The sequence below is a fragment of the Enterovibrio norvegicus genome (genome assembly GCF_002876705.1).
In the GTDB taxonomy this organism is placed as follows: domain Bacteria; phylum Pseudomonadota; class Gammaproteobacteria; order Enterobacterales; family Vibrionaceae; genus Enterovibrio; species Enterovibrio norvegicus_B.
Genome location: NZ_MDAG01000007.1, coordinates 156,427 through 180,478, shown reverse-complemented (window position 1 = coordinate 180,478; position 24,052 = coordinate 156,427). Strand labels below are relative to the sequence as shown.

General features: G+C 47.5%; 28 protein-coding genes. 19 read left to right on the top strand and 9 right to left on the bottom strand.

Going from position 1 to position 24,052, the window contains the following annotated elements:
* Window positions 1-31 precede the first annotated feature (31 nt).
* The 12 genes from BCT27_RS03905 (at window position 32) to BCT27_RS03850 (ending at window position 10,545) form a co-directional block, all read left to right on the top strand.
* On the top strand, window positions 32-892 hold the full coding sequence (locus BCT27_RS03905) for a carbohydrate ABC transporter permease (RefSeq protein WP_017010893.1): 861 nt from the start codon (window positions 32-34) through the stop codon (window positions 890-892).
* Between the two features lie 9 nt (window positions 893-901).
* A complete protein-coding gene (locus BCT27_RS03900) occupies window positions 902-1,735 on the top strand; it encodes a carbohydrate ABC transporter permease (RefSeq protein WP_017010892.1) in 834 nt (277 codons plus the stop codon).
* Window positions 1,732-2,838: an ABC transporter ATP-binding protein gene (locus BCT27_RS03895; protein ID WP_102395086.1), complete on the top strand. Its 1,107-nt coding sequence runs from the start codon at window positions 1,732-1,734 to the stop codon at window positions 2,836-2,838. Before BCT27_RS03900 ends, BCT27_RS03895 begins: the two co-directional genes overlap by 4 nt.
* The gene (locus BCT27_RS03890) at window positions 2,831-4,228 is read left to right on the top strand and encodes a mannitol dehydrogenase family protein (protein ID WP_102318120.1); all 1,398 of its coding nucleotides are present in this window, start codon (window positions 2,831-2,833) and stop codon (window positions 4,226-4,228) included. Before BCT27_RS03895 ends, BCT27_RS03890 begins: the two co-directional genes overlap by 8 nt.
* A complete protein-coding gene (locus tag BCT27_RS03885) occupies window positions 4,228-5,037 on the top strand; it encodes an L-iditol 2-dehydrogenase (protein ID WP_102395085.1) in 810 nt (269 codons plus the stop codon). The genes BCT27_RS03890 and BCT27_RS03885 overlap by 1 nt, the downstream gene beginning before the upstream one ends.
* A gap of 3 nt (window positions 5,038-5,040) precedes the next feature.
* Window positions 5,041-6,504, top strand: a complete 1,464-nt coding sequence (xylB, locus tag BCT27_RS03880; protein WP_102395084.1) for a xylulokinase — start codon at window positions 5,041-5,043, stop codon at window positions 6,502-6,504.
* Between the two features lie 39 nt (window positions 6,505-6,543).
* Entirely contained in the window at window positions 6,544-7,431 is an 888-nt protein-coding gene (locus BCT27_RS03875; RefSeq protein ID WP_017010887.1) for a helix-turn-helix domain-containing protein, read from the top strand.
* Between the two features lie 367 nt (window positions 7,432-7,798).
* Window positions 7,799-8,152, top strand: coding sequence for a VOC family protein (locus BCT27_RS03870; protein WP_017015119.1), 354 nt, complete (start codon window positions 7,799-7,801; stop codon window positions 8,150-8,152).
* Between the two features lie 328 nt (window positions 8,153-8,480).
* Window positions 8,481-8,999: a DUF2589 domain-containing protein gene (locus tag BCT27_RS03865; protein WP_102395083.1), complete on the top strand. Its 519-nt coding sequence runs from the start codon at window positions 8,481-8,483 to the stop codon at window positions 8,997-8,999.
* A 55-nt stretch (window positions 9,000-9,054) separates the two neighbouring features.
* Window positions 9,055-9,741: a DUF2589 domain-containing protein gene (locus tag BCT27_RS03860; RefSeq protein WP_102259878.1), complete on the top strand. Its 687-nt coding sequence runs from the start codon at window positions 9,055-9,057 to the stop codon at window positions 9,739-9,741.
* Window positions 9,742-9,872: 131 nt separating this feature from the next.
* On the top strand, window positions 9,873-10,097 hold the full coding sequence (locus BCT27_RS03855) for a hypothetical protein (RefSeq protein ID WP_102259879.1): 225 nt from the start codon (window positions 9,873-9,875) through the stop codon (window positions 10,095-10,097).
* Window position 10,098: 1 nt separating this feature from the next.
* Window positions 10,099-10,545, top strand: coding sequence for a hypothetical protein (locus BCT27_RS03850; protein ID WP_102395082.1), 447 nt, complete (start codon window positions 10,099-10,101; stop codon window positions 10,543-10,545).
* 92 nt (window positions 10,546-10,637) lie between these two features.
* Here BCT27_RS03850 and BCT27_RS03845 read toward each other — a convergent pair whose 3' ends face one another.
* The 3 genes from BCT27_RS03845 to BCT27_RS03835 form a co-directional block, all read right to left on the bottom strand.
* Window positions 10,638-11,843 (bottom strand): hypothetical protein, encoded by a 1,206-nt coding sequence (locus BCT27_RS03845; RefSeq protein WP_102395081.1) that lies wholly within the window; start codon window positions 11,841-11,843, stop codon window positions 10,638-10,640.
* A 12-nt stretch (window positions 11,844-11,855) separates the two neighbouring features.
* Window positions 11,856-12,767: a hypothetical protein gene (locus tag BCT27_RS03840; protein WP_102395080.1), complete on the bottom strand. Its 912-nt coding sequence runs from the start codon at window positions 12,765-12,767 to the stop codon at window positions 11,856-11,858.
* A 163-nt stretch (window positions 12,768-12,930) separates the two neighbouring features.
* Complete coding sequence (locus BCT27_RS03835) at window positions 12,931-13,698, bottom strand: hypothetical protein (protein ID WP_133153370.1); 768 nt, start codon at window positions 13,696-13,698, stop codon at window positions 12,931-12,933.
* 164 nt (window positions 13,699-13,862) lie between these two features.
* Here BCT27_RS03835 and BCT27_RS03830 point away from each other — a divergent pair, with 164 nt between their 5' ends.
* The 3 genes from BCT27_RS03830 to BCT27_RS03820 all read left to right on the top strand — a co-directional run bounded on the left by BCT27_RS03830 (window position 13,863) and on the right by BCT27_RS03820 (window position 16,165).
* Window positions 13,863-14,186: a hypothetical protein gene (locus BCT27_RS03830; protein WP_102318111.1), complete on the top strand. Its 324-nt coding sequence runs from the start codon at window positions 13,863-13,865 to the stop codon at window positions 14,184-14,186.
* 36 nt (window positions 14,187-14,222) lie between these two features.
* Window positions 14,223-15,140, top strand: a complete 918-nt coding sequence (locus BCT27_RS03825; RefSeq protein ID WP_102395078.1) for a LysR family transcriptional regulator — start codon at window positions 14,223-14,225, stop codon at window positions 15,138-15,140.
* Between the two features lie 338 nt (window positions 15,141-15,478).
* Complete coding sequence (locus BCT27_RS03820; RefSeq protein ID WP_102395077.1) at window positions 15,479-16,165, top strand: YadA C-terminal domain-containing protein; 687 nt, start codon at window positions 15,479-15,481, stop codon at window positions 16,163-16,165.
* 251 nt (window positions 16,166-16,416) lie between these two features.
* Here BCT27_RS03820 and BCT27_RS03815 read toward each other — a convergent pair whose 3' ends face one another.
* The 3 genes from BCT27_RS03815 to BCT27_RS03805 form a co-directional block, all read right to left on the bottom strand.
* Window positions 16,417-16,887: an L-alanine exporter AlaE gene (locus BCT27_RS03815; RefSeq protein ID WP_026024649.1), complete on the bottom strand. Its 471-nt coding sequence runs from the start codon at window positions 16,885-16,887 to the stop codon at window positions 16,417-16,419.
* Window positions 16,888-17,083: 196 nt separating this feature from the next.
* Window positions 17,084-17,602, bottom strand: coding sequence for a hypothetical protein (locus tag BCT27_RS03810; protein ID WP_102318108.1), 519 nt, complete (start codon window positions 17,600-17,602; stop codon window positions 17,084-17,086).
* 265 nt (window positions 17,603-17,867) lie between these two features.
* A complete protein-coding gene (locus BCT27_RS03805) occupies window positions 17,868-18,323 on the bottom strand; it encodes a hypothetical protein (protein WP_102395076.1) in 456 nt (151 codons plus the stop codon).
* Between the two features lie 222 nt (window positions 18,324-18,545).
* Here BCT27_RS03805 and BCT27_RS03795 point away from each other — a divergent pair, with 222 nt between their 5' ends.
* Window positions 18,546-18,875, top strand: a complete 330-nt coding sequence (locus BCT27_RS03795) for a hypothetical protein (protein ID WP_102318106.1) — start codon at window positions 18,546-18,548, stop codon at window positions 18,873-18,875.
* 339 nt (window positions 18,876-19,214) lie between these two features.
* Complete coding sequence (locus BCT27_RS03790) at window positions 19,215-19,706, top strand: CreA family protein (protein ID WP_413454199.1); 492 nt, start codon at window positions 19,215-19,217, stop codon at window positions 19,704-19,706.
* 84 nt (window positions 19,707-19,790) lie between these two features.
* On the opposite strand, the gene BCT27_RS03785 is transcribed toward BCT27_RS03790, so the two are convergent.
* Entirely contained in the window at window positions 19,791-20,045 is a 255-nt protein-coding gene (locus BCT27_RS03785) for a hypothetical protein (protein WP_102395075.1), read from the bottom strand.
* 241 nt (window positions 20,046-20,286) lie between these two features.
* Between BCT27_RS03785 and BCT27_RS03780 the strand changes: the two genes are divergently transcribed.
* Window positions 20,287-20,865 (top strand): DUF1415 domain-containing protein, encoded by a 579-nt coding sequence (locus tag BCT27_RS03780; RefSeq protein WP_102395074.1) that lies wholly within the window; start codon window positions 20,287-20,289, stop codon window positions 20,863-20,865.
* A 38-nt stretch (window positions 20,866-20,903) separates the two neighbouring features.
* On the opposite strand, the gene BCT27_RS03775 is transcribed toward BCT27_RS03780, so the two are convergent.
* Complete coding sequence (locus BCT27_RS03775; RefSeq protein WP_102395073.1) at window positions 20,904-21,566, bottom strand: fumarylacetoacetate hydrolase family protein; 663 nt, start codon at window positions 21,564-21,566, stop codon at window positions 20,904-20,906.
* A 189-nt stretch (window positions 21,567-21,755) separates the two neighbouring features.
* On the opposite strand from BCT27_RS03775, the gene yieH reads away from it, so the two are divergent.
* Entirely contained in the window at window positions 21,756-22,448 is a 693-nt protein-coding gene (gene yieH / locus BCT27_RS03770; protein WP_102395072.1) for a 6-phosphogluconate phosphatase, read from the top strand.
* A 104-nt stretch (window positions 22,449-22,552) separates the two neighbouring features.
* On the opposite strand, the gene putP is transcribed toward yieH, so the two are convergent.
* Window positions 22,553-24,049, bottom strand: a complete 1,497-nt coding sequence (putP, locus tag BCT27_RS03765) for a sodium/proline symporter PutP (protein ID WP_102395071.1) — start codon at window positions 24,047-24,049, stop codon at window positions 22,553-22,555.
* Window positions 24,050-24,052 lie beyond the last annotated feature (3 nt).

The window sequence follows — 24,052 nt, the reverse complement described above, 5'->3', positions numbered from 1 at the left end:
CTTCTTATCTTCCGCTATTTGGTAGTCGCTCATGCAAAAATGGTTGCCTCGACTGTTGGTTGCTCCCTCCTTTGTCAGCTTGCTGCTCTGGATGATCGTTCCTCTCTCCATGACGATCTATTTTTCAACCATCAGATATAACCTGCTGTATCCCGGAGAGAATGATTTTATCGGGTCGATGAACTTTGAGTTCTTCTACACCGACGACGCGTTTTGGCCCGCATTGATTAACACACTGACCCTCGTCGGCATGGTGTTGGTTGTCACTGTGATTGGTGCATTGCTGATTGCTATCGCATTAGACAAGCCATTTTTTGGCCGCGGCATCGCACGCGTTTTGCTGATTTCCCCTTTTTTCATCATGCCGACGGTTAACGCCTTAATCTGGAAAAACATGATGATGCACCCCGTTTATGGCGTACTGGCAGCGCTTTGGGAAAGCGTGGGGTTAGAGCCCATAGATTGGCTCACGGCCTTCCCGCTTGGCTCGATCATTACCATGGTGAGTTGGCAATGGATGCCCTTTGCCTTACTGATATTCATCACGTCATTGCAATCGATGGACCACGAACAAAAAGAAGCCGCGCTGCTGGATGGCGCAACCGGATGGCAAGTGTTCCGTTATCTCACCCTGCCCCATTTGGCGCGCCCTATTGCGGTGGTGATGATGATTGAGACCATCTTCATGCTGTCCATCTTTGCAGAAATTTTTGTGACCACGGGCGGTGGCCCGGGCTACGAATCGACCAACTTGGCTTTCCTCATCTTTGCGCAAGCGTTAATGCAATTCGATGTGGGTGTGGCTTCCGCCGGTGGCTTAATTGCCGTCATTCTCGCCAACATCGTCGCGTTCTTTTTGATACGTGCGATCGGAAAAAACTTAGTGGCATAGGGAGGCATCATGGCTAAAGACGTTTCACTTATCGATCAAACTGGCTGGTTGCGTCCCATCATTTGCTGGGCCATTGCACTGATTGTGTTCTTTCCCATTTTGATGATGCTGATCACCGCGTTCAAAACAGAACAACAGGCGATTTCCGTGCCGCCAAGCTTTATCTTCGAACCGACCGTGGAGAACTTCGGTATTGTGCAAGAGCGCAGTGATTACCTGAAGTTTGCGACAAACTCTGTGATCACCGCGTTTGGCTCAACCATATTGGCGCTGATCATTGCGATTCCTGCGGCCTACTCCATGGCGTTTTACCCCGCGAAACGCACGAAAGATATGCTGCTGTGGATGCTGTCCACCAAAATGCTGCCTGCGGTTGGGGTGTTGGTGCCCATTTATGTGCTTTGCCAAAAGACGGGGTTACTCGATACCACGTTTGCGCTGACCATCATTTACACGCTGATCAATCTGCCGATTGTGGTGTGGATGCTGTTCTCTTACTTCAAAGATATCCCGCGTGACATCCTAGAAGCTGTGCGTCTTGATGGCGCTGACACGTTAGGGGAAATCCGACACGTGCTGATCCCGTTATCTCTCGGTGGCATCGCATCCACCGCGCTGCTCTCGATTGTACTGAGCTGGAATGAAGCATTTTGGTCAATCAACCTGACCTCTGCCAATGCGGGCACGCTCGCGACGATGATTTCAACTTACTCAAGTCCGGAAGGCTTGTTCTGGGCAAAACTGTCAGCCGCATCCACGCTGGCGTGTGCGCCTATTATCATTCTTGGTTGGTTCTGTCAGAAACAACTGGTTCAGGGATTAACCTTTGGGGCTGTTAAATGAGCTACTTACAAGTCAAACATTTATATAAGAAGTACGGTGACGTTCTTGCGCTCAAGGACATTGATTTTGAGATTAAAAAAGGCGAATTCGTCGTCTTTGTTGGCCCGTCAGGTTGTGGCAAATCGACCTTACTTCGCACGATTGCAGGCTTAGAGTCGTCTTCTGAAGGCGACATTCAATTGGACGGTGAGTCCATCATTGAAACTCACCCATCAAAACGCGACGTGGCAATGGTGTTCCAAAGCTATGCGCTTTACCCCCACATGTCGGTGAAAGACAACATGTCTTTCGCCCTCAAATTGGCGAAACGCCCACAAGACGAAATTGAACAAAAGGTCACCAAGGTATCGAAAGCACTCAAACTGGATGCGCTTTTAGATCGTAAGCCAAAAGCCTTATCAGGCGGTCAACGCCAGCGTGTTGCCATTGGTCGTGCGATTGTTCGTAACCCGAAAGTGTTCCTGTTTGATGAGCCCCTCTCAAACCTTGATGCCGCACTGCGCGTGGAAATGCGTATCGAGCTTTCACGCCTGCACCAAGAACTTGAAAGCACGATGATTTATGTCACCCATGACCAAATCGAAGCCATGACGCTGGCAGACAAGGTCGTGATCATGAGCCAAGGTGAAGTGGCACAAATCGGCACACCGCTCGAGCTCTACCACCAGCCCGCCAATCAATTTGTCGCCACCTTTATCGGTACGCCAAAAATGAACGTGCTGCCCGTGAACAATGTGGCTGCATCCGGCGAGAGATTGGAGATCACCTTCAACGAAGATGCACGCACAGCGCTACCAGCCGCGATGTTTGATGAGCGTGCAACCGCCTCGGCGTCTATCGGTTTCCGCCCGGAATCCCTCTCTTTCTGTGACCCTGAAGATGGCGATTTGAAAGGCGATGTGGAGGTAATCGAACAATTGGGCAGTGAAACCCTCACGTATATCCGCACCCTCAGTGGGAACACTGTCGTTGTGCGGGCCGATCCTAAATACACACCAGAATTACGAGAGACCGTCGGCGTGAAGCTAGATACACAGCGCGTGTATTTGTTCGACAACGCAGAACAAGCGTCCAATATTTACGGTGAGGTGAGCCATGTCTGACCACAAGCGTCTCGTTCACTTTGGCATTGGTGCGTTTCACCGAGGCCATCAAGCTTATTACCTTCAGTTGCTCAACGACACGCTGCCAGAAAGCGAGCGTTGGTATTACACAGACGTGAATTTACGCGAAGAGACGCGGGCTATTCCAGATGCGCTACGCGCTCAAAATGGCCAATACCACTTTAAACGTATTGCGCCAAATGGTGATGCTGAATACATCAAAATCAGCAGCATCGACCGTGTGGAAGACGCGTCTGCAGACCCTTCAGTGATCGGGCGCATCTTTAACGACGACAATGTAAAAGCGTTAACCATCACCGTGACGGAAGGCGGGTACTACCTGACCGATACCGACGACGTCAACCTGTCACACCCAGAGGTGGCAAACGATATCACGGTGATAAAACAACAAAGCGGTCAACCAAAAACCTTGTTTGGTTTCCTTGCATTGGCTCTGTTAGCACGCCAGAGCATGGCCAACGGTGCAATCACCGTCGCGACCTGCGATAACCTGCGTGACAATGGTCATCGCCTCGCAAAGGCATTCGGTCAATTTGCCGAAGCAGCGCAACTCTCAGACCTCAAACAGTGGATGGACGTCAATGTCACCTTCCCGTGTTCCATGGTTGACAGGATCACCCCTGTGCCGCCAGCAAGCTTGTCTCACGAGATCCAACAACAACGCGGTGAAGAGGATGCATGCCCTATTCTAGGAGAGGATTTCGAGCAGTGGGTCATTGAACACAAATTGGCGAACGCCTTCCCAGCGCTCGATGCCGTGGGAGTGACTTTCACGAAGAATGTTCATGCCTTTGAAGAAGCCAAAATCCGAATCCTAAACGGCGGGCATTTTATGCTGTCTTACGTCGGGGCGTTGCGAGGTTACCAGACGTTCGACCAAAATATTCATGATGACGAACTCAATGGGTGGCTAAAGGCCTACCATCAAAAAGACGTTATCCCGACGATAGACGATCGCCCTTTTGATTTGGAATCCTATCGCCAAATTATTATCTCTCGTTTCAGCAATGGGTATATCGCGGATTCCATTGAGCGCATCGCGATGGACAGTATCAGCAAGTTTCCGCAGTTTATTTTGCCCACGCTCAAGCTAAGCCTCGACCGTGGACACTTTCCGATATCCGCAATCATATTGATTGCGCACTGGTATTGTTTCTTGTCGCTAAAGATCACGGGCCGCTTAGTGTTTAGCTACAAAGACCCTTACCTATCAACAGCCGAAATGTGGATGCACCAACAAGATCCCGTGGGTGCGTTTTTAAGTGATCCTGATATTTGGCAAGGTCTGAACAAACAATACCCAGAATTTGGTGAATCTTTAAAAAGACAAATCGCCATCACAATGGACGCATATCAGGAGCAATACTGATGACAATGTCACTAGAGCTTCATGGCAAACCTACATTGCAAGGCAAAATCGCGTTACTGACGGGCGCGAATGGTGGCATTGGGCTTGCCGTCGCCTATGCCTATCTCGCCAGCGGCGCAAAATGTGTGATTGCCGACCTTCCTATTGAGCCGTCGGTTGGCGTGTCCGCCCTTATTGATAAATTTGGCGATAAAGTGACATACCAACATGGAGACATCACGGATCCTGACACACGCCGACGTTTGGTTTCCTCAACTCTGACCCAGTTCGGCAGCATTGATGTGCTGTTCAACAACGCCGCTATATTTAACATGGCACCGATATTGGATGCTTCTGAGGAAGAATTTGATCTCGCATTTTCGGTGAACGTCAAAGCCATGTTCTTTTTGATGCAAGATGTCGCGAAGGCCATGATTGAAATAGGTAACGGCGGAAAAATCATCAATATGGCGTCACAAGCGGGGCGTCGTGGAGAAGCATTGGTCGCGCATTATTGCGCCACAAAAGCTGCAGTGATCAGTTACACCCAATCCGCCGCACTCGCACTGGCAGAACATGGCATCACAGTTAACGGGATTTCCCCTGGCGTTGTAGATACCCCAATGTGGGACAGCGTGGATGCCCTGTTCGCTAAATACGAAAACCGCCCTCTTGGGGAGAAAAAAACACTCGTTGGCGAAGAAGTGCCTTTAGGTCGCATGGGTGTTCCTAATGACATCGCGGGCATGGCATTGTTCCTTGCCTCTCCCCTTTCCGACTACATTACCGCCCAGACGTACAACGTCGACGGTGGCAATGTGATGAGCTAGCTCATGAACACGTATCTGGGTATTGATATCGGCACCTCCGCCGTCAAAGTGTTACTGGTGAGCGGCGATGGCACAGTGCTGGACAGTTGCTCGGCGTCTTACGGCACGGACTCTCCCCAGGCATTGTGGAATGAGCAAAACCCTTCTATTTGGTGGCACGGTACGCTCTCCTGTTTCGACGCACTCCGTGAGCGCAATGAAATCCTATGGCAGCATGTCGCTGCCATAGGATTATCCGGTCAAATGCACGGGGCAGTTTGCCTTGATAGCAACCAAGAGCCGGTTTACCCCGCCATTTTATGGAACGACGGCCGCGCCCATAAAGAAAGTGCAGATCTCAACCGTCTATGTCCAGACATTGGCTATCGCGCAGGCGTTCCTGCCATGCCAGGTTTTACTGCACCCAAGCTACTGTGGTTGCATGATAACGAGCCAGATATCTTCGCGCGTATCGACAAGATCATCTTGCCGAAAGATTACGTGCGCTTGATGCTCACAGGAGCGTGTTGCACCGATGTCAGCGATGCCGCAGGCACCTTGTGGCTAAATGAAGCAGCACGCGATTGGGATGATGACCTGCTCAGCGCTTGCCACCTCACGCGTGACCACATGCCAACCCTCATCGAAGGCAACCAAATCAGTGGCTCACTGCTGCCTGACATAGCCAAGCGCTTGATGCTGTCTACCAACGTCATTGTTGCAGGCGGTGCGGGTGATGCCTCTGCTGGCGGTATTGGTATTGGCGCGGTCAATGAAGGCGATGCCTTTCTTTCTCTTGGTACATCGGGGCAAATTTTTGTCGCCAAAGCGCAGCACAGTGCGAACCCTCAAGGCTACATTCATGCTTTTGCGCATGCTTTGCCTGATCGTTGGTGCCATATGGCCTGTTTGCTCAATGGCGCGAGTCCGTTGCTATGGTTCTCATCCATCACGTCCATGTCCATCGAGCAATTGCTTGGCGAAGCAGAAGCCGCAGATGATCTGCATCGTCCTGTGTTTTTCATGCCCTATCTCAATGGCGAGCGCACCCCGCACAACAACCCGTTTGCAACAGGCAGTTTTGAAGGATTAACGGCGCACACATCGCGAAATCACATGACACAAGCAATACTAGAAGGGATAGCCTTCAGCTTTAGAGACTGCTTACTCGCGCTTGAAAATGCCAACACGCATTTGTCCTCATTGGGTGCAATCGGTGGCGGTGTGAAAAACGATTATTGGCTACAAATGCTCGCAGACGTGTTGAATCTTGTTATTCACAAATACGACGGCGCAGAAACGGGGCCTGCATTGGGGGCGGCGCGACTTGCGATTTTGAGCCACACCACGCACTCTATTGACACGGTGTGCCCCTCTCCCGCAATAGAAAAAACGTTCACACCCAATGCCAAAAGGCATCAACTATACGCTGAGAAACACACTAAGTTTACGGCGTTGTTTACGGCACTTGCACCAACATATGGTTAAAAACCTATCAGGTATAGCCCCCTTCAAGAGGAGCATTTAATGGCAGAGCCGAACACCAAAGATCCCGTATGGGAGTTCATCCAAATCAACGACGAGTCCGTGTATTACAAAGAACACGGTGTGCCTCATCATAGTATTCACTGGCATGTGCATGAACAGTATGAACTCCACCTGATCGTGAAAACGAATGGCAAAGCCATGATAGGTAATCACTTAGGGCCATTTTCCCCCGGCCAACTTACCCTTGTTGGCCCTTGGCTCCCTCACAATTGGGAGAGCACGCTAAAGCCTGGTGAAACCCACGAATTGCGCGACATGGTGATCTTGTTCAAGCCAGATTTGTTTTATACAGCGGCCAAATCCTTTCCTGAGCTCGCTCAGTTTGGCCGCTTATTAGAACAAGCAAAAATGGGGATAGAATTCCTCGATGTGCCTTTCGACAATGCCGTCGAATGCTTCCAAAAAGTCAGGGAAAGCGAAGGAGTGACCAGATTGGTTCATTTCCTCTCTTTTATTGACTACCTCAGCAAGCGCAACACCCGTTTGCTTTCCAACATGCCAGCCTCAGAAGTCAAAGAACCCGGCACAGTACAAAGCAGAATAAACGAAGTCGTCGACTACGTGATGCAGAACTACCAACAGCCGATACGCCTCAAAACGTTGGCTGACAAGCTCGGCATGACCGAATCCTATTTCTCACGTTTTTTTCATCAGTCATCAGGTCATCGATTCACGGATTTTGTAAACCGTGTGCGTATCCAGCGCGCCTGCGTGCTGTTAAGTGATACAAGCGATACCATCGCCGACATCAGCCAAACTGTTGGCTTTCACAACCTCGCGAATTTCAGCCGTCATTTTCGAAGAATTAACGGATTAAGCCCCCTTGCCTACCGCAAGAAACACGCCTCACAAACGTCAGTCACCTAGCCCGTCTTTCAGTGAGGAACGATGAGACAAAAGTGAGAATGTCCGTTAAACAGACACGTTAGCGAGTGCCTGACGGGCACTCTTGCGTCTACGTGTTGCTAGAATGTTGTTATATCACTGGTTTTCTTTACCTTCATTCCCAGTTCCGACTGCAACTTGCTGCTGTATCACGGACAGCTTCGATTGATTTCACGTGATGAAGGTTTACCCGCACTTTTCACAGGTGTATTTTTTTAGAAAGCGCCTTTGATCTCAATGAAATAGCGCGCGTTCCATTAAGATAGATTCCGTCAATTAGCAGAGGCATTGCGGTTGTCAGTTCGGGTAGTTGGACCCACCGCATTGACCATATCACCGGAGTGCACTGATGCATCAACACGGCAAGATCAATTACGTTGAATTTCCAGCCCGCGATTTACTCGCCACCAAATCCTTTTTCTCTGAAGCCTTTGGCTGGACTTTCACTGACTATGGTCCAGATTACACCGCCTTTTCTGATGTGGGTCTTGATGGCGGCTTCTACCGCGCAGACATGCATTCAGAACCAAGTAAAGGTGGCGCATTGATTGTGTTTTATAGCGACTCCCTAGAACAAACTGAAATCAATGTTCGCCAAACTGGCGGAAAAATTGTGCAAGCCATCTTCGATTTCCCTGGCGGCAGACGCTTCCATTTCGTGGAGCCAAGTGGCAACGAATTTGCTGTATGGTCAGATAAATAGCGCGTAATCACGACATGAAGGTGCCATCTTTTACGGAGGCGCCTTATCTTCTTCGCGCACCTTGATGACATTAATAGCCATCAACGAATGAAAACCCTTTCTGTATCACTGCGTCTATGAACAGCATATTTTTCATGCAACATAACGCTTCACAATGAATAAAAAATCATCCTGCCATTTCAACATTTTCACTTTATACATTCCTCCTAGTATTTATTACCGCATTTTTTCCAAGCTGTTATACCTCATATTCCATATCCGATTTGTGTATTAAATACGCCTCCCTAATAATTTCATCATATCGAACAGGAAACAAAAGGGTGAAATCATGATCAATTTAGATTCGTTAGTCTCTGTCGTTCATTTGAGTGTGGCTAACGCAAATCAAAAATTACAAGACCAGAACCAAGAATTGTTTCAGCGTTTTTTTGATCAGATCCCAAACGAAGAGAGCAATCTGCAAGGAAGTGGACAGCCTAATTCAGTTCAAAATGATAACCGAACATTATATCGCCCTAAATATGTGACGATTGAATATCCTTTTGAAACATCGGATGGCATTAAAACAATGGGTGTCGATGTTCCTCTTCTCACTATTGTTCCCGTCACTGCGCCAAGAATTAGCGAAGTGAGATTTAAAACAGAATTAGAAGTGGGTGTAAAAGAAGATAACTCATTAGAGATCGCCTTTCCGAGCACGAAGAAAGGCGGGTTATTTAATGCAGATAAATCATCCCCTTCATTGGCTGAATTAGAAATAGTGATTCATGCCGATGATCCACCAGAAGGCCTGAAAAAACTCATTGAAGGCTATGACCGAGCACTCAGAGCACAGATCCCTGGATAGTGGATTTTTGCTGGCGTTAACCCCGAAAACCTAACCTACAATCAGGAGCAATATTATGCCAGATGTAAGCAATGGCCCAGCCTTAGTCTCGATGGCCCAACAGTTTGCCGGCCTTCCTATGCGTTCATTGATTGGCGGCCCGCTGAATGCAGCGGCGCAAGCCAACAGTATGATGGCCGTCACCCAGACTAAATTCATGTTAGATACTTGCTTTAACAAAAGCTCGGATACGAAAGATAAAACCTCACTCACCCCTATCATGGTGACGATGCAAATTACCCGAGGGGTTATTTCAGAAGGGGATGCCAAAGATGGTGAAAAACCGGATGTGGGTATCGACCAAGTCACCACACAATTTGATGTACCACTACTTACGATTATTCCATTGAATTCGCTGGGTGTAGAAACGGTACAAGTTGATTTCGAAATGGAAGTGAAATCCAGTTACTCTGATGAATCTTCTCAATCCTCCTCAAGCAGTACCAGTGAGCAAGGAAGTTTCGACGCTAAACTGGGTGAAGGTTGGTGGTCAGTTGAAGTGAAAGGCAGTATTAGCCATGACAGTCAATCGGCGTCTAGCCAGAAATCCACCTATCAAAAAAGTAATAACGCGAAATATACGGTGAGTGTTGGTGCGGGACAATTACCTTTACCTCAAGGTGTCACCACAATTATTCAAGCCTTCTCTAACAGTATTAGTCCAATTACAATCGGTTCATCAAAGAAAGCTGATGACTCATAGTAAATAGGTCTAAAGGTATCTATTAAAATCTATTCTTACATTTCATTATATAAAAATAATATCGCCCAGTTTAATAAATAACATTAGCAACCAATTTTATTTTACTGGGCTATTTTCTAAGGAACATTGCCATGCGAAATCAAATACCGTGTCCAGATTGCCACGTGAGTATTCATTTTGATCTGAACTTGTTATTGGCTGGTCGCGCGTTTAGTTGTCCTCGATGCCGCGCATCAATCAGTTTGCATCCCGCAAGTCAGCCTCAATTAAGTAAAGCCGTTGACGGATTCGCTGAGTTACAAAAGCTGAATGATAAAGCGAATGCCGCTTCGGCGAATGCATTAGGAGAACAATAAGATGATATACATTAACCGTTCAATGCTGATAAAAGCCCTCATCCCCACTCTCATTCTTTCTATTTTGGGCTGTAACGGCCAAACCGGGTCATCCGTATCAGCCGACGATGCGCTTTTGGGCGCGACATTAAAAACCGGGTTAGTGATCCGCGCAGGCAAATGCAGCGCAACCGCGTTTAAAAACGGGAGTGGCGTGCACGTTGCTGGTGACGGCGACACCATTTCGGGACTGAGTGTTAACTGCACCACAGTGACCAGTGATAAAGCTAACTACGGCGCGTATCTTACTGGCATCGGTGGCTACGGCCAGTATTGCGTTTCCACTGTCGCTGGGCTCAACAAAATCGGCGCGAAAGTGGTGACTGACCCGATTCCCAACAATGCCGATCACTGTTTGCTTTCAGGCAAAGCCAGCAAAATCGCAGGTAAACTGGCAAAGTATCCCTAGCCTAAACGTCTATGCGACAAGCCAAACCGTGCCACTTGAATCCTATTCAATTCAAGTGGCGTGGTTGTTTTAGGCGAGATGAAAGTACGGTGTTAGTGAGAACCTGCAATCGCTGCCCAACTCATTAGAACGCTGTTAAAGCTGCTGTAAAACCCACAACGGCTGTAAACAATCCCCGACCAATTACCGCGTACTGATTCAGGAATAGGCGCTCCCGAGGCAGTGTGCGTCGTCACGATAGGGTCAGAGACATTACGGATAAAGGCATACTCAAGGCCCGCATTTTCTGCTTGATGGGCAATCACCGCATCGTCCATTTCCAGAAAACAATATGGGCTGCTGCGTTCGGTTTCTTCAATGTAGTAAAAATCCGTGGTCAGCAGGGGTTGATCCTTTGCCACTTTGATGTGTGCTTGGGTGAGATTGTCAGGAGAAAGCGGGGCGTTGATCAAATCCGCATAGTGGTAGGTGTCATTCGATGCGCTTGCGTTGCTCGCCTCTGGCGTTTCACCCGCGCCTTCATTCTGACCTTGATTCAGTTCCTCAATGGCGTCGGCAATGGTCGCGGCATTCCAGACTTGGTCCATCGCAAACATCAAGGATTGCTGCGTTAACTGGTATAAATCCTCAGAAGGAAACCAGGTTTCACAGCGAAACGTTTGATGGTTATACCCACAGGTGTCATTTTCTGGCTTCTCTAAATTAATCTGTGCCATGTTCGTCACGATGGCAGCACCTAACATGTCAGTGATAGCGCCACCACCCGCCGTACCTGTTGACACAATACGTTTCGCGCCAGTGCGTGCGAACAGCGTATCGAGCATGGATTCTAAACCCGCAATCCAAGGCGGATGCGCCAGATGCACCTGTGATTTTACCAACAACACCCGTTGTTGCTCGCCGAGCGTATTGCTGATCCCGACCAGTTGAAAATGGAACAGCGGGTCGTTGGTTGAATCTTCACTGTACGTGTTAACCGTGTCGTCGTTGAAATAGCTAAACCATTTCTGACGCCATGCAATATCGTCAGACGCGCGCGGCGTGGAACTGTTCAGCATGACATGATCTAGCGCGGACCATTCGGCCGATGTCCAAGTGACAAGGATCAGGTCAGCATTAGGTACAGCATTTGCGTTGAGGTCGCCGTCAAGCCGTGTTGGTGCAGTTTGATCAATCGCTTGCCAGTTCACCACAGGTAAGGGTATGTCAGCGCAAGCAGAAGGCGGCTTCTGGGACAGGCGGGGTGTAAGAAGAGGATCGATAAGAGGAGTAGTATGGGCATCGGTGTAACGAGACATAATGAACTCTCCCTATGAGTTTTGGCACAGCAAGATAAGCGTTCTATCAGGCAGTTGAACGGTATGACGCAATGAACTGTTTGCCGCTTGCTGGCAAGTAAGCGCCACTTTCCAACCGTTACAATCACCATCAAAGCGATTAAAGGTCATGCCTCCATCGGGCTGATAGGTGTAGAAATACGGGGTATTATTGGTGTCATAGAAGGTCTGCACATCCGACAATCCCAACATGAGTGGCGTCGCCGATTCATTCAGCACGGGGTGAGAACCCAGATCGATGCTGTCCATGAAGTGATCGATGTTCACCTTGTTGTATTTTTCGTTGGTTTTAATGAAGAAGTTCTCTCCCCCTAAACGAAAGAAAGCAAACCGCGTCCAGCCTTGCGCCCAGGTAGCAGACCAACTCACCTGACAATAAAGCGGTGAATAAGCCGGCGACATCATTTGATACTTCGCCACCGCGCCAGTGTTTTTGTTGTAGGCAACGAAAAACACATCATTACGATAATAAAGCGGGGTAATAGTCGTAAAACCTGTCCCCACACGCGTTGTAACACTTTTCTCCAAGGTCAATTCTGTCGTATTGATGCGGTAACATTGCGCGTATTCAGAGTCTGAGTGATAGCAGATAAGCCAAGGTTGGCCGCCAAAATAAAAGCCTTTTAACGTTTCAACGGGGTGCTCCAGCGTGATCGTCTTGTCATCGACAAAATAGGCACCGGAGGAAGCATCATAGCTTTTACAGAGAGTAAGGCTGACTGCATCCTCTTGAATAAATATTGAAAACGACTGCCCATTGATATCAATACTGGCACTAGCAATGGCGTTATCACAAAAAGTGGGGGGATGAACCTCGGACAACACATTCAATATAACGTTAGTGTCAGGCAATACCTTCACATCAACCAGAGTGCTTTCACTCATCATTAACTCCTATTCATCATAGTATTAAAGAAATTTAGAAAGGGTTTCGTATTTACCTTTTACAATCTCTCATTATCAAAGCCAGAATTAATATGCAACAACATTAAAAACGGCATTCAATAAAAATAAAACGATCGTATTTTTATTACATGTTGAAAAATAATTATTGCGATAAGCGAACATCAAGCGCTTGACCAGAAGTGACGTTTATTCCCAGATCTTTTTCGCAAAAAAGTGGGGCAACGTGAGTGAGGTGATGAAACGTTTTCAACACCAATGTGCTTTGCGTTCGCGTCAACAGGTGAACAATCTCTTGTGGGAATTCAGACGCGCTCGCGGCAAACCAGAGCACCCCATATTGATGCTGAAGCACGGTGATAATTTCAACGGTGTTCGCGTCATTTTTTATTGTGTCGGCACACAAGCCAAGTAACGCTGTCGCACTGAGATGGCTCTCTCCTTCTGCCCACTCCCACATCATCACCCCTACATTTAAACCCTTCCAATCAATCGCTTGCCCAGAAAAATACAATGGAACATTCCAATCAAAAGAGGCACTGCCTTGATAACGAACAGGAAATTCAGACGTGCTTGCAGGAATATCTGACGCGGAAAAATTGAAGACGGTACTATGAAGCGCACCGTAAGATCGCCCCGCAACGGAACCTCTGCTGGCTGCTGTATAAACATCTTGGGAAGGATAGCCGACCAAGGCCACTTCATCAGGCAAGACACGGGAGCGGGGTGACACAGAATGCGGAACAATGGACGGATAGTACATATGTAATCCCATTGGGGTCATCAATTGTACCGTGACGGGAATAAATATATTTCCAAGCTTTTCCAAAAAACCATTAATATCGTTACGGTACAACTCATTGCGATAACCTTGCCATACGCGAATTCCATCTGGCGTTATTTTATTGCTCATGGTGATCATCAACCCGACATAACAGTGTATGCTTGAGTATGGTGAGCATAAGTAAAAGTAACAAGTCGACTTTGTTATAGCCCTTATAACAAATTAGATTTTCAATTTAAGATTAATAGGATGAACATTAACCTCCCTGCTAAAACGAATTGATAGGGGGTACAATGTTCAAAAAAACGATTATAAACAACACAGAGTGGTGCATTATTGTCACTTTTCTTTTGGGAAGTGATAGTGAAGAAAGACCACAAGTATCAGAAACAAAAACATTTACGGTTAAGTCATTCACTTCGGTTCAAATAGAATATGGCAACCTAAAAAATGGCTTTATTAACGGTATTCGAATTCTAAGTGATATTGGCGATCGAAAAGTAGATATTACCCAAACCATTCGTGATGAAAATCAAGAGCTTGATGACATGTTAAATAACAGCTTTGCCTTAGAGATCAATTCATTGAACCCATTGCAAATCCAAAAGGTAAGTTAGGTAACGTTCTTAAACTAAAGAAAAGGCGGTATTACCATGATGCATTTGGACCCGAAGCTGTTTAGAGCGTTTAAAGCAGTGGCTGAATCACGCAGTTTTAACGATGCCGCTGACATTGCCGCCATGACACAAGCCAATATCAGCAAACACATCAAAAGCTTGGAAGAGCAGGTGGGCTATGAGTTGTTTGTCCGCACACCCAAGTGCCCCATCATCACAGATGCGGGCAAGAAGCTGCTGCAACACATCAAAAACCTCGAAGATTTAAACAGCGATTTTTCTTTGGAAGTGAAGAACGACTATCACCAGATCGAAGGCACCGTCTCCTACGCCATGCCCCCTTCTTGTTTGCTGTCTCCGCACTTTCCCATGCTATTAGAACGTCGCCTCAACTACCCCGAGCTCGAAATAGATCTCACGCTCACGCACAACAAACAGGTATTTGAGAAGGTGTTATCCGGGCAGGTCGATTTTGGCTTCGTCACCGAGAAAGTGGATCACCCACGCCTGAAATACTACGAATTCTGTCAGGAAGAATATGTCATGGTGGGAGCGCCGGTCATCAATGTGTCTGACTTAGATTCAGAAAACATACTCAATTACAATTACATCGAATACCCAGGCATGGGGGTGTATTTCAATTATTGGCGTCAGCATTTCTTCCCCCAACTCGATTCAATCAATGACCTTTCCGTCCATTTCGCCGGTCGTATCAACAGCATTGAAGGCGCTATCTTGATGGTTCTGGGTGGCCTAGGCATCTCCATTTTCCCTCGGCACTGCATCCAGCAATACATCGACAGTGGCCAAATGAACGAGTGGCATGTTAACGCTCATGACTCGAAGCCATTGTTCAACGACATTTACATTGTAAAACTGAATCCAGGCAGCGAACCAAAACGCGTCGAGAAAGTAATTTCTTGGTTTATGGCCATCTCTCACGACAAGCATTAGTTGCACATTTACTCGGTATTACGAAGGTGCCCAACATACTCATGTTGCCATCAATAATTCCTCCCTAAATTCCCCCGAGTCTTGTTCAGGCATTGATTGCTGGCCATCTTTCCAATATCGAAATGTTACGTGTCTCCAACCCTCCCTACCTTATGTAGAGAAACAATCACTATCACACTTGCGTGATAAGCCAGTGTTATCACCAGCATAAGAACAGCTATTTAGATCACCTTTTCATCTCTCCGTAGACTTGTCGGCAAGGATAAGGAATCACAACGAGTTACGCACTCAAGCATGGATGCTCTCGCTGATTTTAATTTACTAGAGAGCTTATTTTTATGAAAAAGACAATTATCGCACTATCACTCACCACGCTTTTTTCAACGGGTGTCATGGCAAATTCAATGCACGTTAATGCATCAACTGCCAACAACATCGGCACTGAAACATTAACGCGTTATACATCTGGTGATATGACCCCTGATCGCCCAGAGCCAACGGACCCAGACTTCGGTTACACACCAGAAGCTGACACGCCGAACCGCGGTGGTCCAACCGTTGACCGTCCAACACCAGACACGTCACCAGATCGCCCAACCCCTGATACAACCCCTGATCGTCAAGAGCCAACAGATCCTGATTTTGGCTATACACCAGAAGCGGACACACCAAACCGCGATGAACCTGCAGATCCGTCATACGGTGTCACAGCGCCATCAGAAAGAGATCTTATTGCAGATCTGCAGCAACAAATGAACCAACGCTTTGCTGAGATGGAAGAGCATATGGATGGTGTTCGAGCGGGTATGCATGCGGTAACCAATGCGCGTCCATTTGTCACCGAGGGAGAATTTGCGATTGGCGCAGGTATGGGCTTCTCGGGCAACAAAGAAGCACTAGCGATTGGTGGTGCCTATGGGTTCAATGAAAAGATCAGTGTTTCAGGTACATTCCACTACGAAACATCAGGCCGAGTATCAAGCTCAGAAGTGGCTGGCGGTGTAGGTATTCAATACAAGTTTTAGGTTAAATCAGCGACCTATCGGCCCCGGCAACGGGGCCTTTTTTGATCTCATCAAACGCAAAGCTCTTCTCAGATTTAACACGTTATAAGCGGCACATGACTGACATGCTCAAGCAGCGTAAGGATGTTTTTGGCAGGTATTTTCATCGGCAAAAATCGCCTTTTATTGCGCCTTGTAACAATCCAAACAAAAAAGGGCACCCATTGGGCACCCTTCTCGTTTGGTGTTGTTTTGGGTCTACGCCCTTCACATCATGCGTTCATTTGTGCATTCATGGATGCATCAACCTGCATTGGCGCAGGCACGCGGAACAAGCGGCGACAGCGCTCAAGGAATACTCCGTAGAACATACCAAGCACACCCGACAGCAAAGCGTTACTGGCAACAGCAGTCAGAATCTGACTTGGATCTGCGCCAACGGTCAGCAAGATCGCCGCGTAAACAGGCGATTGAAAGGTTACGTAGGCGAAGAAATCAGCCACGCGCTTCGTTAAGCGAGAGGTGAAATGACGCTGTGCAAATTTGATCACGCTGTCACGAAAAACGCCATAAGGCCACGCAATCAGAATGTTGACGGGAATAGACAGCAGACGCGATGCTAACGACTGTTCAAACGTCATACCTGACACGAAAATCTCGATCATCATGCCAGTCACAAAACAAAACACTACCATGGCAAACATGTCAGCCACGACACTACGAACGCGGGAAGCGCCTTTCATTTCTCTCTCACCCTAAAAATCGCAATCAAAACAGTGGCAAAGGGGCCACAAAATCGATCACTATTAGAACAAAACATGGGTGGAGTTAGGCGCTATATTTTTAAAAATATCCAGTTATTTATTCTTATTTATTTATGAAAACCAGCTCCATAAACTATTTGAATTATCACGATTAAAGACACTGATTACCGATTGTTCAATCCTGTTTTCTATTGAGGTCTCTTGCCATGATGAGTGCAAGGCCAAAGACTTGGAGGAATAATGCGAGATTTCGATACGCTGAGATCTTGCGATTGAATTCGTACTGGTTTTCCGCCATTTGGAGGTTATCCAAATATAGCGTGTCTATCTTGTTTCTTAGTAGATCCTGCTGGTCATTAATTCTTGTCATGATTGATGGCATGTTGACGCGGGTGAGCGGGGTGTCATTCATGTCGGTGAAGGCATCTAGCAACGTGACAGCCACTGACTCGGACACAGGGATCTCTGCAGGGGTTAACGCGAGGACGACCAAGATCGCTTCTCTACGTCGCTCTAAGGCGTCTGCTTGTTGCCAACTGAGCTGAATGAGTTGATTGTTGTTGGTTTGGCGTTCAGCCACGGCGGTGGCTTTCTCGCCTAAATCATCAATCACAAAGTTTGTCATCAGTGCTGCGGCCACATTGAGCACTAAACCTGTTGCCACAATAGCCCATGTGGGTATTGGTAATCGCATGTCCTTGATCCTCTCAACGTCTCTTCAAACCACTTTTTCGAAGCGGCAAGCACAATGACCCGACATTCGACCCTTTTCTTCATTGCTTACTTACATTTATAGCTCAACATCACATTCACTTTTGATGAGTAAGAGAAAACGCGTTGTTAGATATACTCAAGTAACCTGAAGATGCAGGGTTCAAGTTACTTGGCATGGGGTTCTCTCGTTTCAAAAACAAAAAAGCCCGCACAGGCGGGCTTTTAGATTGGTACGGGCTGTTCTGCTATGCGCTTTTTGCTACCGGAACAACGTGAGCGATTTTGAGATAGGCATGCAGCTCGCCATTTTTATACTCAATCGCGGAGTGAATGTTCACAGATTTGTTGGCAATCACTCGGCTTCGATACGTGTTATCGCCTTTGGTGATGTCGAGATCAAGCACACCTTGTTCAAGCTTCCACGACCCTTTGGTCGGTAAACGATTAAAGAGCGTGAATTCTTCGAGGGTGCCATCGTGGTGTAGGAACAATTCGGTGACGTACCCTGCACTGCAGGATTTTATCCAACGTTGTCCGCTAACTTCTTGATGAGTGAAAGGGCGCTTTCCAGACATCCAGTCAAACAACGCAATGGCGTCGACATCAGACATGTCAGGAAGTTGTTCAATATCGAGCAAGGCTGCCGTGCTCGACTCGCGCATGAAAAGCTGTAAATACGAACTATTAACCTGTTTTTGCATAAGTTGTGTCGTTGTCATTCCCTGAAAGACATGAAGATAACGCCTACTTTTTCTGTCATCACCCCTCTTTTCGCAGGAATGTTAACCAACGCTGACTTTGTGAGCAGTTTCGTGACCTTCTCAAAAATTGAACGGGTTCGACGATGAGAGCACAGTCTCAGTTGAGAGGCAGCAAACCGTAGACTATCTTTAAACATACGGTCACTACGCTAGGTCAAGATTATGCGCTACCTCCTTGTAAAATCGATATTATTTGGCATTGCGCTTCTTCCGGGAATGGCCTCAGCAGAGAAAACTGAGCTTGGGGAAGTCGTCACGGAACGAAACGAATCCATTTGTAAGCAAAAATTCACTCAGGAACTCTTTACGCAACAGCGTATTTTTAGCTCAACCCGAAACGGACCAGACAAACGACGTATCGCCGAGCGCAAGATTGCGGCATCACGTGAGAAGTACAGTCTCACCGCCAGCTATTGTGATGCGTATGACGTGATCATTACGTTTGAGCCTGAAACACTTGATCGTCGTCCAGGTGACGCGCAATTCGACTGAGTGCATCCGCTCACTCTTTCACTCTTTGTATAACGCACGCTTGACCACACAGGTGTGCGTTTTTAGCTTCTATTCTCTCTGTTCCCTCAATTCGCGGTATGCAGAGGTACTTCGCCTTGGTACGCATATCACCAGAATATTTCGCTTACTCACCCATCTTTTGGTGACTCCCGCTTTCACCGTGCAGTCTTAGTTTGCCTAGTGGATGGTTTGTCTAATGGACGGTTTTTGTCGAATCATTGTGAAAATTGAAAGAGATATGACAACCTAGGCCTTCCACTGTTACAGTGCATTGTTACTTCATTTCGATAGGTTTTTAAGGTTATGTTGCCACGCTCAATGATTGATTCATTCAAAACTTATGCGCGCCCTGTTTTTGCGGCTACCGTTATCGCTTTGACTGTCTCGGCTTGTTCCGACGATGAAGTGGGTGACGTAAGCTTGGGCTTGTTCACCACCAAAGACATCAAGATTCAAATTTTCAACGACCCTGAAGTGCCTGGGGTTACATGCCACATCAGTCATGTGAAAGCTGACTTAGATTTTTCAGACCCTTCTGACATGGGCATTTCATGCCGTCAGACTGGTGAAATTACTGATGAAATGATCGCGAACGTTGACCGCTCTAAATCGGGTGAAGTGGTGTTCACTGCATCGAAAAGTATCTTGTTCAAATCAATGAAGATTCGCCGTATTTTCGATTCGAAAAACCAAACACTGATGTATTTGTCTTACTCAACCAAAGAAACACAGGGCAGCCATAAACACAGCCTGTCTACGGTGCCGCTTTGGGGAACCAAGGCGTGGAAAGCACCCACTGACGTTCAGTAATACCGAATTTCGCGCCTTTCATGGAGAACCTCCTGTCTTCATGAAGGGCGCGACCCCTCGCTAAGTTCCCTGCTAACGCCTCACTTAACACGGCAATTTTCGCTCATACCTGCCAACGATATAGGTGACATACCCTACTTTAAACACCCCCGCCAATACGATGGTCATAATATGTGCAATGGTTTGATGGGTAATGGAGAACGCATCTGCATAGGGAAAACTCACCAGCAGAGAGCCAATCATCATCAGCGCTGACAAAAACATCAACACACCACCAACCTGCGTCACTCTCTTAAAATCAATATCTTGAGGATTGTTTGACATCATTTGTGTTGTCATAATGAGTTTCCTTTTAAAGATGCATTTTAAATACACTTTAAAAGATCATATGGCGTTGTTCAAGAGAAATGCGAATGATTTTCAACCAACATGGTTCTACGTGGAGAAGCATTGGGGGTATTTCCATGAAAAACAGCCTCTTCGCTACCTGAAAATAAACGAAGAATAAACGCGACGTAATCGTTGGGTTTCCTAAGTTCCGCCGTTAATATACTCCGTCTCAACAATTCAGGATTTACCCATGACATCCACACACACTGTTTCTCTTCAAGATGTAGAAGCGCAAACCACAGAATGGCTCGAAAAGGTCGTCATCGGCTTGAATCTTTGCCCTTTCGCCGCAAAACCACAGCGTAATAAGCAGATCAAAATCGAAGTGTGTGAAGGAAACACTGATGAAGCGGTCATGGAGACCTTACTGACAGAACTAAATCTGCTGGAAAGCAGCGACGTGGCCGATCTTGAAACCACCTTGCTCGTGACACCGAATTACTTTCAGGACTTTGATGACTACAACCAGTTTTTGGATGTGGCAGACTTGATCATCGAGCAATTTGGCTGGCGCGGAATTTATCAGATCGCGAGCTTCCACCCCTATTACTGCTTTGCGGATGTAGAGCCTGACGATGAAAGCAACCTAACCAACCGCTCCCCGTATCCGGTGTTTCACCTGATCCGAGAAGCCAGTATTGAGAAGGCACTGAAGTATTACGGCGGCGATGCCGATGCCATTCCTGACATCAATATCGATCGCGTATGTTCTCTGTCGAACGACGAGAAGAAAGCGTTGTTCCCGTATCTGTTCCGCTCGCACGGTTAAAACGTCTCACGAATACGCGCGCGTGCACGACTGGCGATCTACGCAGACGTTTCACAGCGGCATTGCGCCAACACGTCACCAGATAGCGTTAAGGTCAGCTCATCACCACCATTGAGCTGACCAACACCTTTCGGCGTCCCCGTTAACACGATGTCACCCGGCAGTAAGGTGAAATACTGACTCACATGGCTGAGCAATGTCAGTACGGGCGTGATCATCAACGCTGTGTTCCCGCGCTGACGCGCCTCCCCATTAATGTCTAACCCATACTCTGTGGCAGCCAGATCATGCTGATACGGCACAAAGGGACTTTGCACGCAGCTACCATCAAATGCTTTTGCCAATTCCCACGGTAACCCTTTGGCTTTTAATTCACTCTGCGCTTCTCGACGTGTTAAATCGAGGGCGACACCAATCCCCGCAATGGCATCATCCGCTTGTTCAACGGTGGCATTCGTTAACGTTTTTCCGATGAGAATCGACAACTCTGCTTCATAGTGAATAGGGGCTAACGGTGCACGAAGTAGCAAAGGGACATCGGCACTGACCAACGCCGTCGACGGCTTCAAAAATAGCACGGGTTCATCGGGGATAGGGTTGTTCAACTCCTTCGCATGTTCTGCATAGTTGCGCCCAATGCACACCACTTTTCCTACTGACAACAGCGCGTTATCGCCTGTCTTCCACGTATGTTGATACATTTGCCACTCCTTGTGCGCTAACCCTTTGTTTCACTTTTGATAAAACTCGATCTGAGATCGGTTTTTTCGTTCCTAATGGGAAGATGGTAAGACTTAGATAGCAAATTGCCAAATGCCCCGTTGTTGTAATTGCTAGTCAGGTTAAGGATTACAGTATCCCACTCCGCTAATGAGGTTAGCTGAACGCAAATGAATGCCTTTGACTACGATGCTCCCCTTTCCTGCGTGATCTTCGATTGCGACGGTACGCTTGTGGACAGCGAAGTGCTTAGCCAAATGGCGATCGTTGAGGTATTTGCACACTATGGTGTTGTGCTTGATTTACAAGAATGTATGGACAATTTCCAAGGCGGAAAATTGGCTGATGTGTTGCTGCAAACTTGCGAACGTCACCACCTGTCCATATCCCTCGATGAGCTAGAGCCACTCTACCGTGAAAAGAGTGCGGCCTTGTTCGAACACCATCTAAAACCCATAGAAGGTGTGCCTGACTTATTGAACATGCTTGAAGATGAAGGCGTGGATGTGTGTGTCGCATCAAACGGCCCAGTCAGCAAGATGAAATTGACACTGGAAATGACAGGCTTACTGCCGCACTTTATTGGACGATTGTTCAGCGCATTTGATACGAATAGCTGGAAACCTTCGCCCGATCTTATCCATTATTCAGCCATGAACATGGCAACGCCTCTCGAACAGTGTTTATTTGTCGATGACACAAGCATCGGCGTCCAAGCTGGCATCAATGCAGGCATACGCACGATTTACTTCAACACGGGCAACAAAGCGAACATCGATCACCCATTGGTGCTATCTGTGTCATCGATGCCGGAACTGTTCGCCTTGATGAAGCGGCTTCCACTGTCTAACGGATGGATGTAGCAGGCGCTATCGCGTTCATTGAGAATAAAAAAGGGACGCCATGGCGTCCCTTTTGTTTTCTGTGTTATTTCTGTTCTGTGCATTCAACAGTGCTGATTTCGCGTTTACGGCAGTGTTTTTAGGCTCTGCTCGTAATCATCAAACTGCGACATCACGTGTTCGCTCGCACCGCCTGTCAGCTTACTCACTAGGATGATAGAAACACCCGCCAAGATGAAGCCAGGGACAATTTCGTAGATATCGAAAATGCCGCCTGTCAGCTGTTTCCAAACCACGACGGTAATGCCACCCACCAACACACCGGCCAATGCGCCATTGCGGTTCATGTCTTTCCAGAACAGGCTCAAAAGCAATGCTGGGCCAAATGCCGCACCAAAACCTGCCCACGCGTAAGACACAAGGCCAAGTACGCTACTGTCAGGGTTCATCGCCAGCATGAGCGCCATAATCGAAATGCCAATAACTGCCACACGGCCAACCATCACCACTTCGCTTGTCGATGCATCAGGACGGAAAACCTGCTTGTAGAAGTCTTCTGCCAACGCAGAAGAAGACACCAACAATTGCGAATCCGCCGTGCTCATTACCGCCGCCAAAATTGCCGCCAGCAAAATACCAGCGATGATCGGGTGGAACGCCGCGTTAACCAGAATCATGAAAATGGTTTCGCCATCCGCCAATTCGTCGCCTAAATGGGTATCAACATACAAAATACCCACCAAACCGATCATCACTGCGCCTGCCATAGAGACAGCACTCCAGCACACAGCGATGCGACGAGCAGTGGTGATGTCTTTGTTGCTGCGGGTTGCTTTAAAACGCGCCAAGATATGAGGCTGACCAAAGTAACCTAAGCCCCAGGCCACCAGCGAAATGATCGCAATCGCAGACAAAGGCTCGCCTTTCGCGTCATTCCAAAGTGTCAGTAATTCAGGGTTTTTCGCTTCCAATGCCAGAGAAACATCAGAAAACGAGCCTTCCATGGTCGCAATAGGCACGATCATCAGCGCCGCTGCCATCAACAAACCTTGCACCAAATCTGTCCAAGATACGGCAAGGAAACCGCCGAATAGGGTGTAAGACACCACACACACGGTGCCGATAATAACAGCGGTGCTGTAATCCAAACCGAACACAGCTTCAAACAATTTACCGCCTGCAACCAAACCTGAACTGGTATAGAAAAGGAAGAAAAGCAAAATGAAAAAGGCTGAAATCGTTTGCAGTGCTTTTGACTTGTCGTCAAAACGACGTGACAAGAATTCAGGCAAGGTCAGCGCGTTATCCACTTCGATGCTGAATGTACGAAGCCTTTTTGCACAGACCAACCAGTTTAAGTAAGTACCCGCTAACAAACCTGCTGCTAGCCAAAGCGATTCAATACCGGCCGCATACGCATAACCCGGCAAACCCAGGAGCAGCCAACCACTCATATCAGATGCACCTGCTGAGATTGCAGCAGGCCAAGGGCCTAAAGAACGTCCGCCCAAAAAGTAATCTTCAGAACTGGCGGTTCGCTTGTAAGCATAAACACCAATACCTAGCATCAGCACCAAATACACGATAAACGTGGCACTGATAGCAAAGCTATTTTCAATCATTCA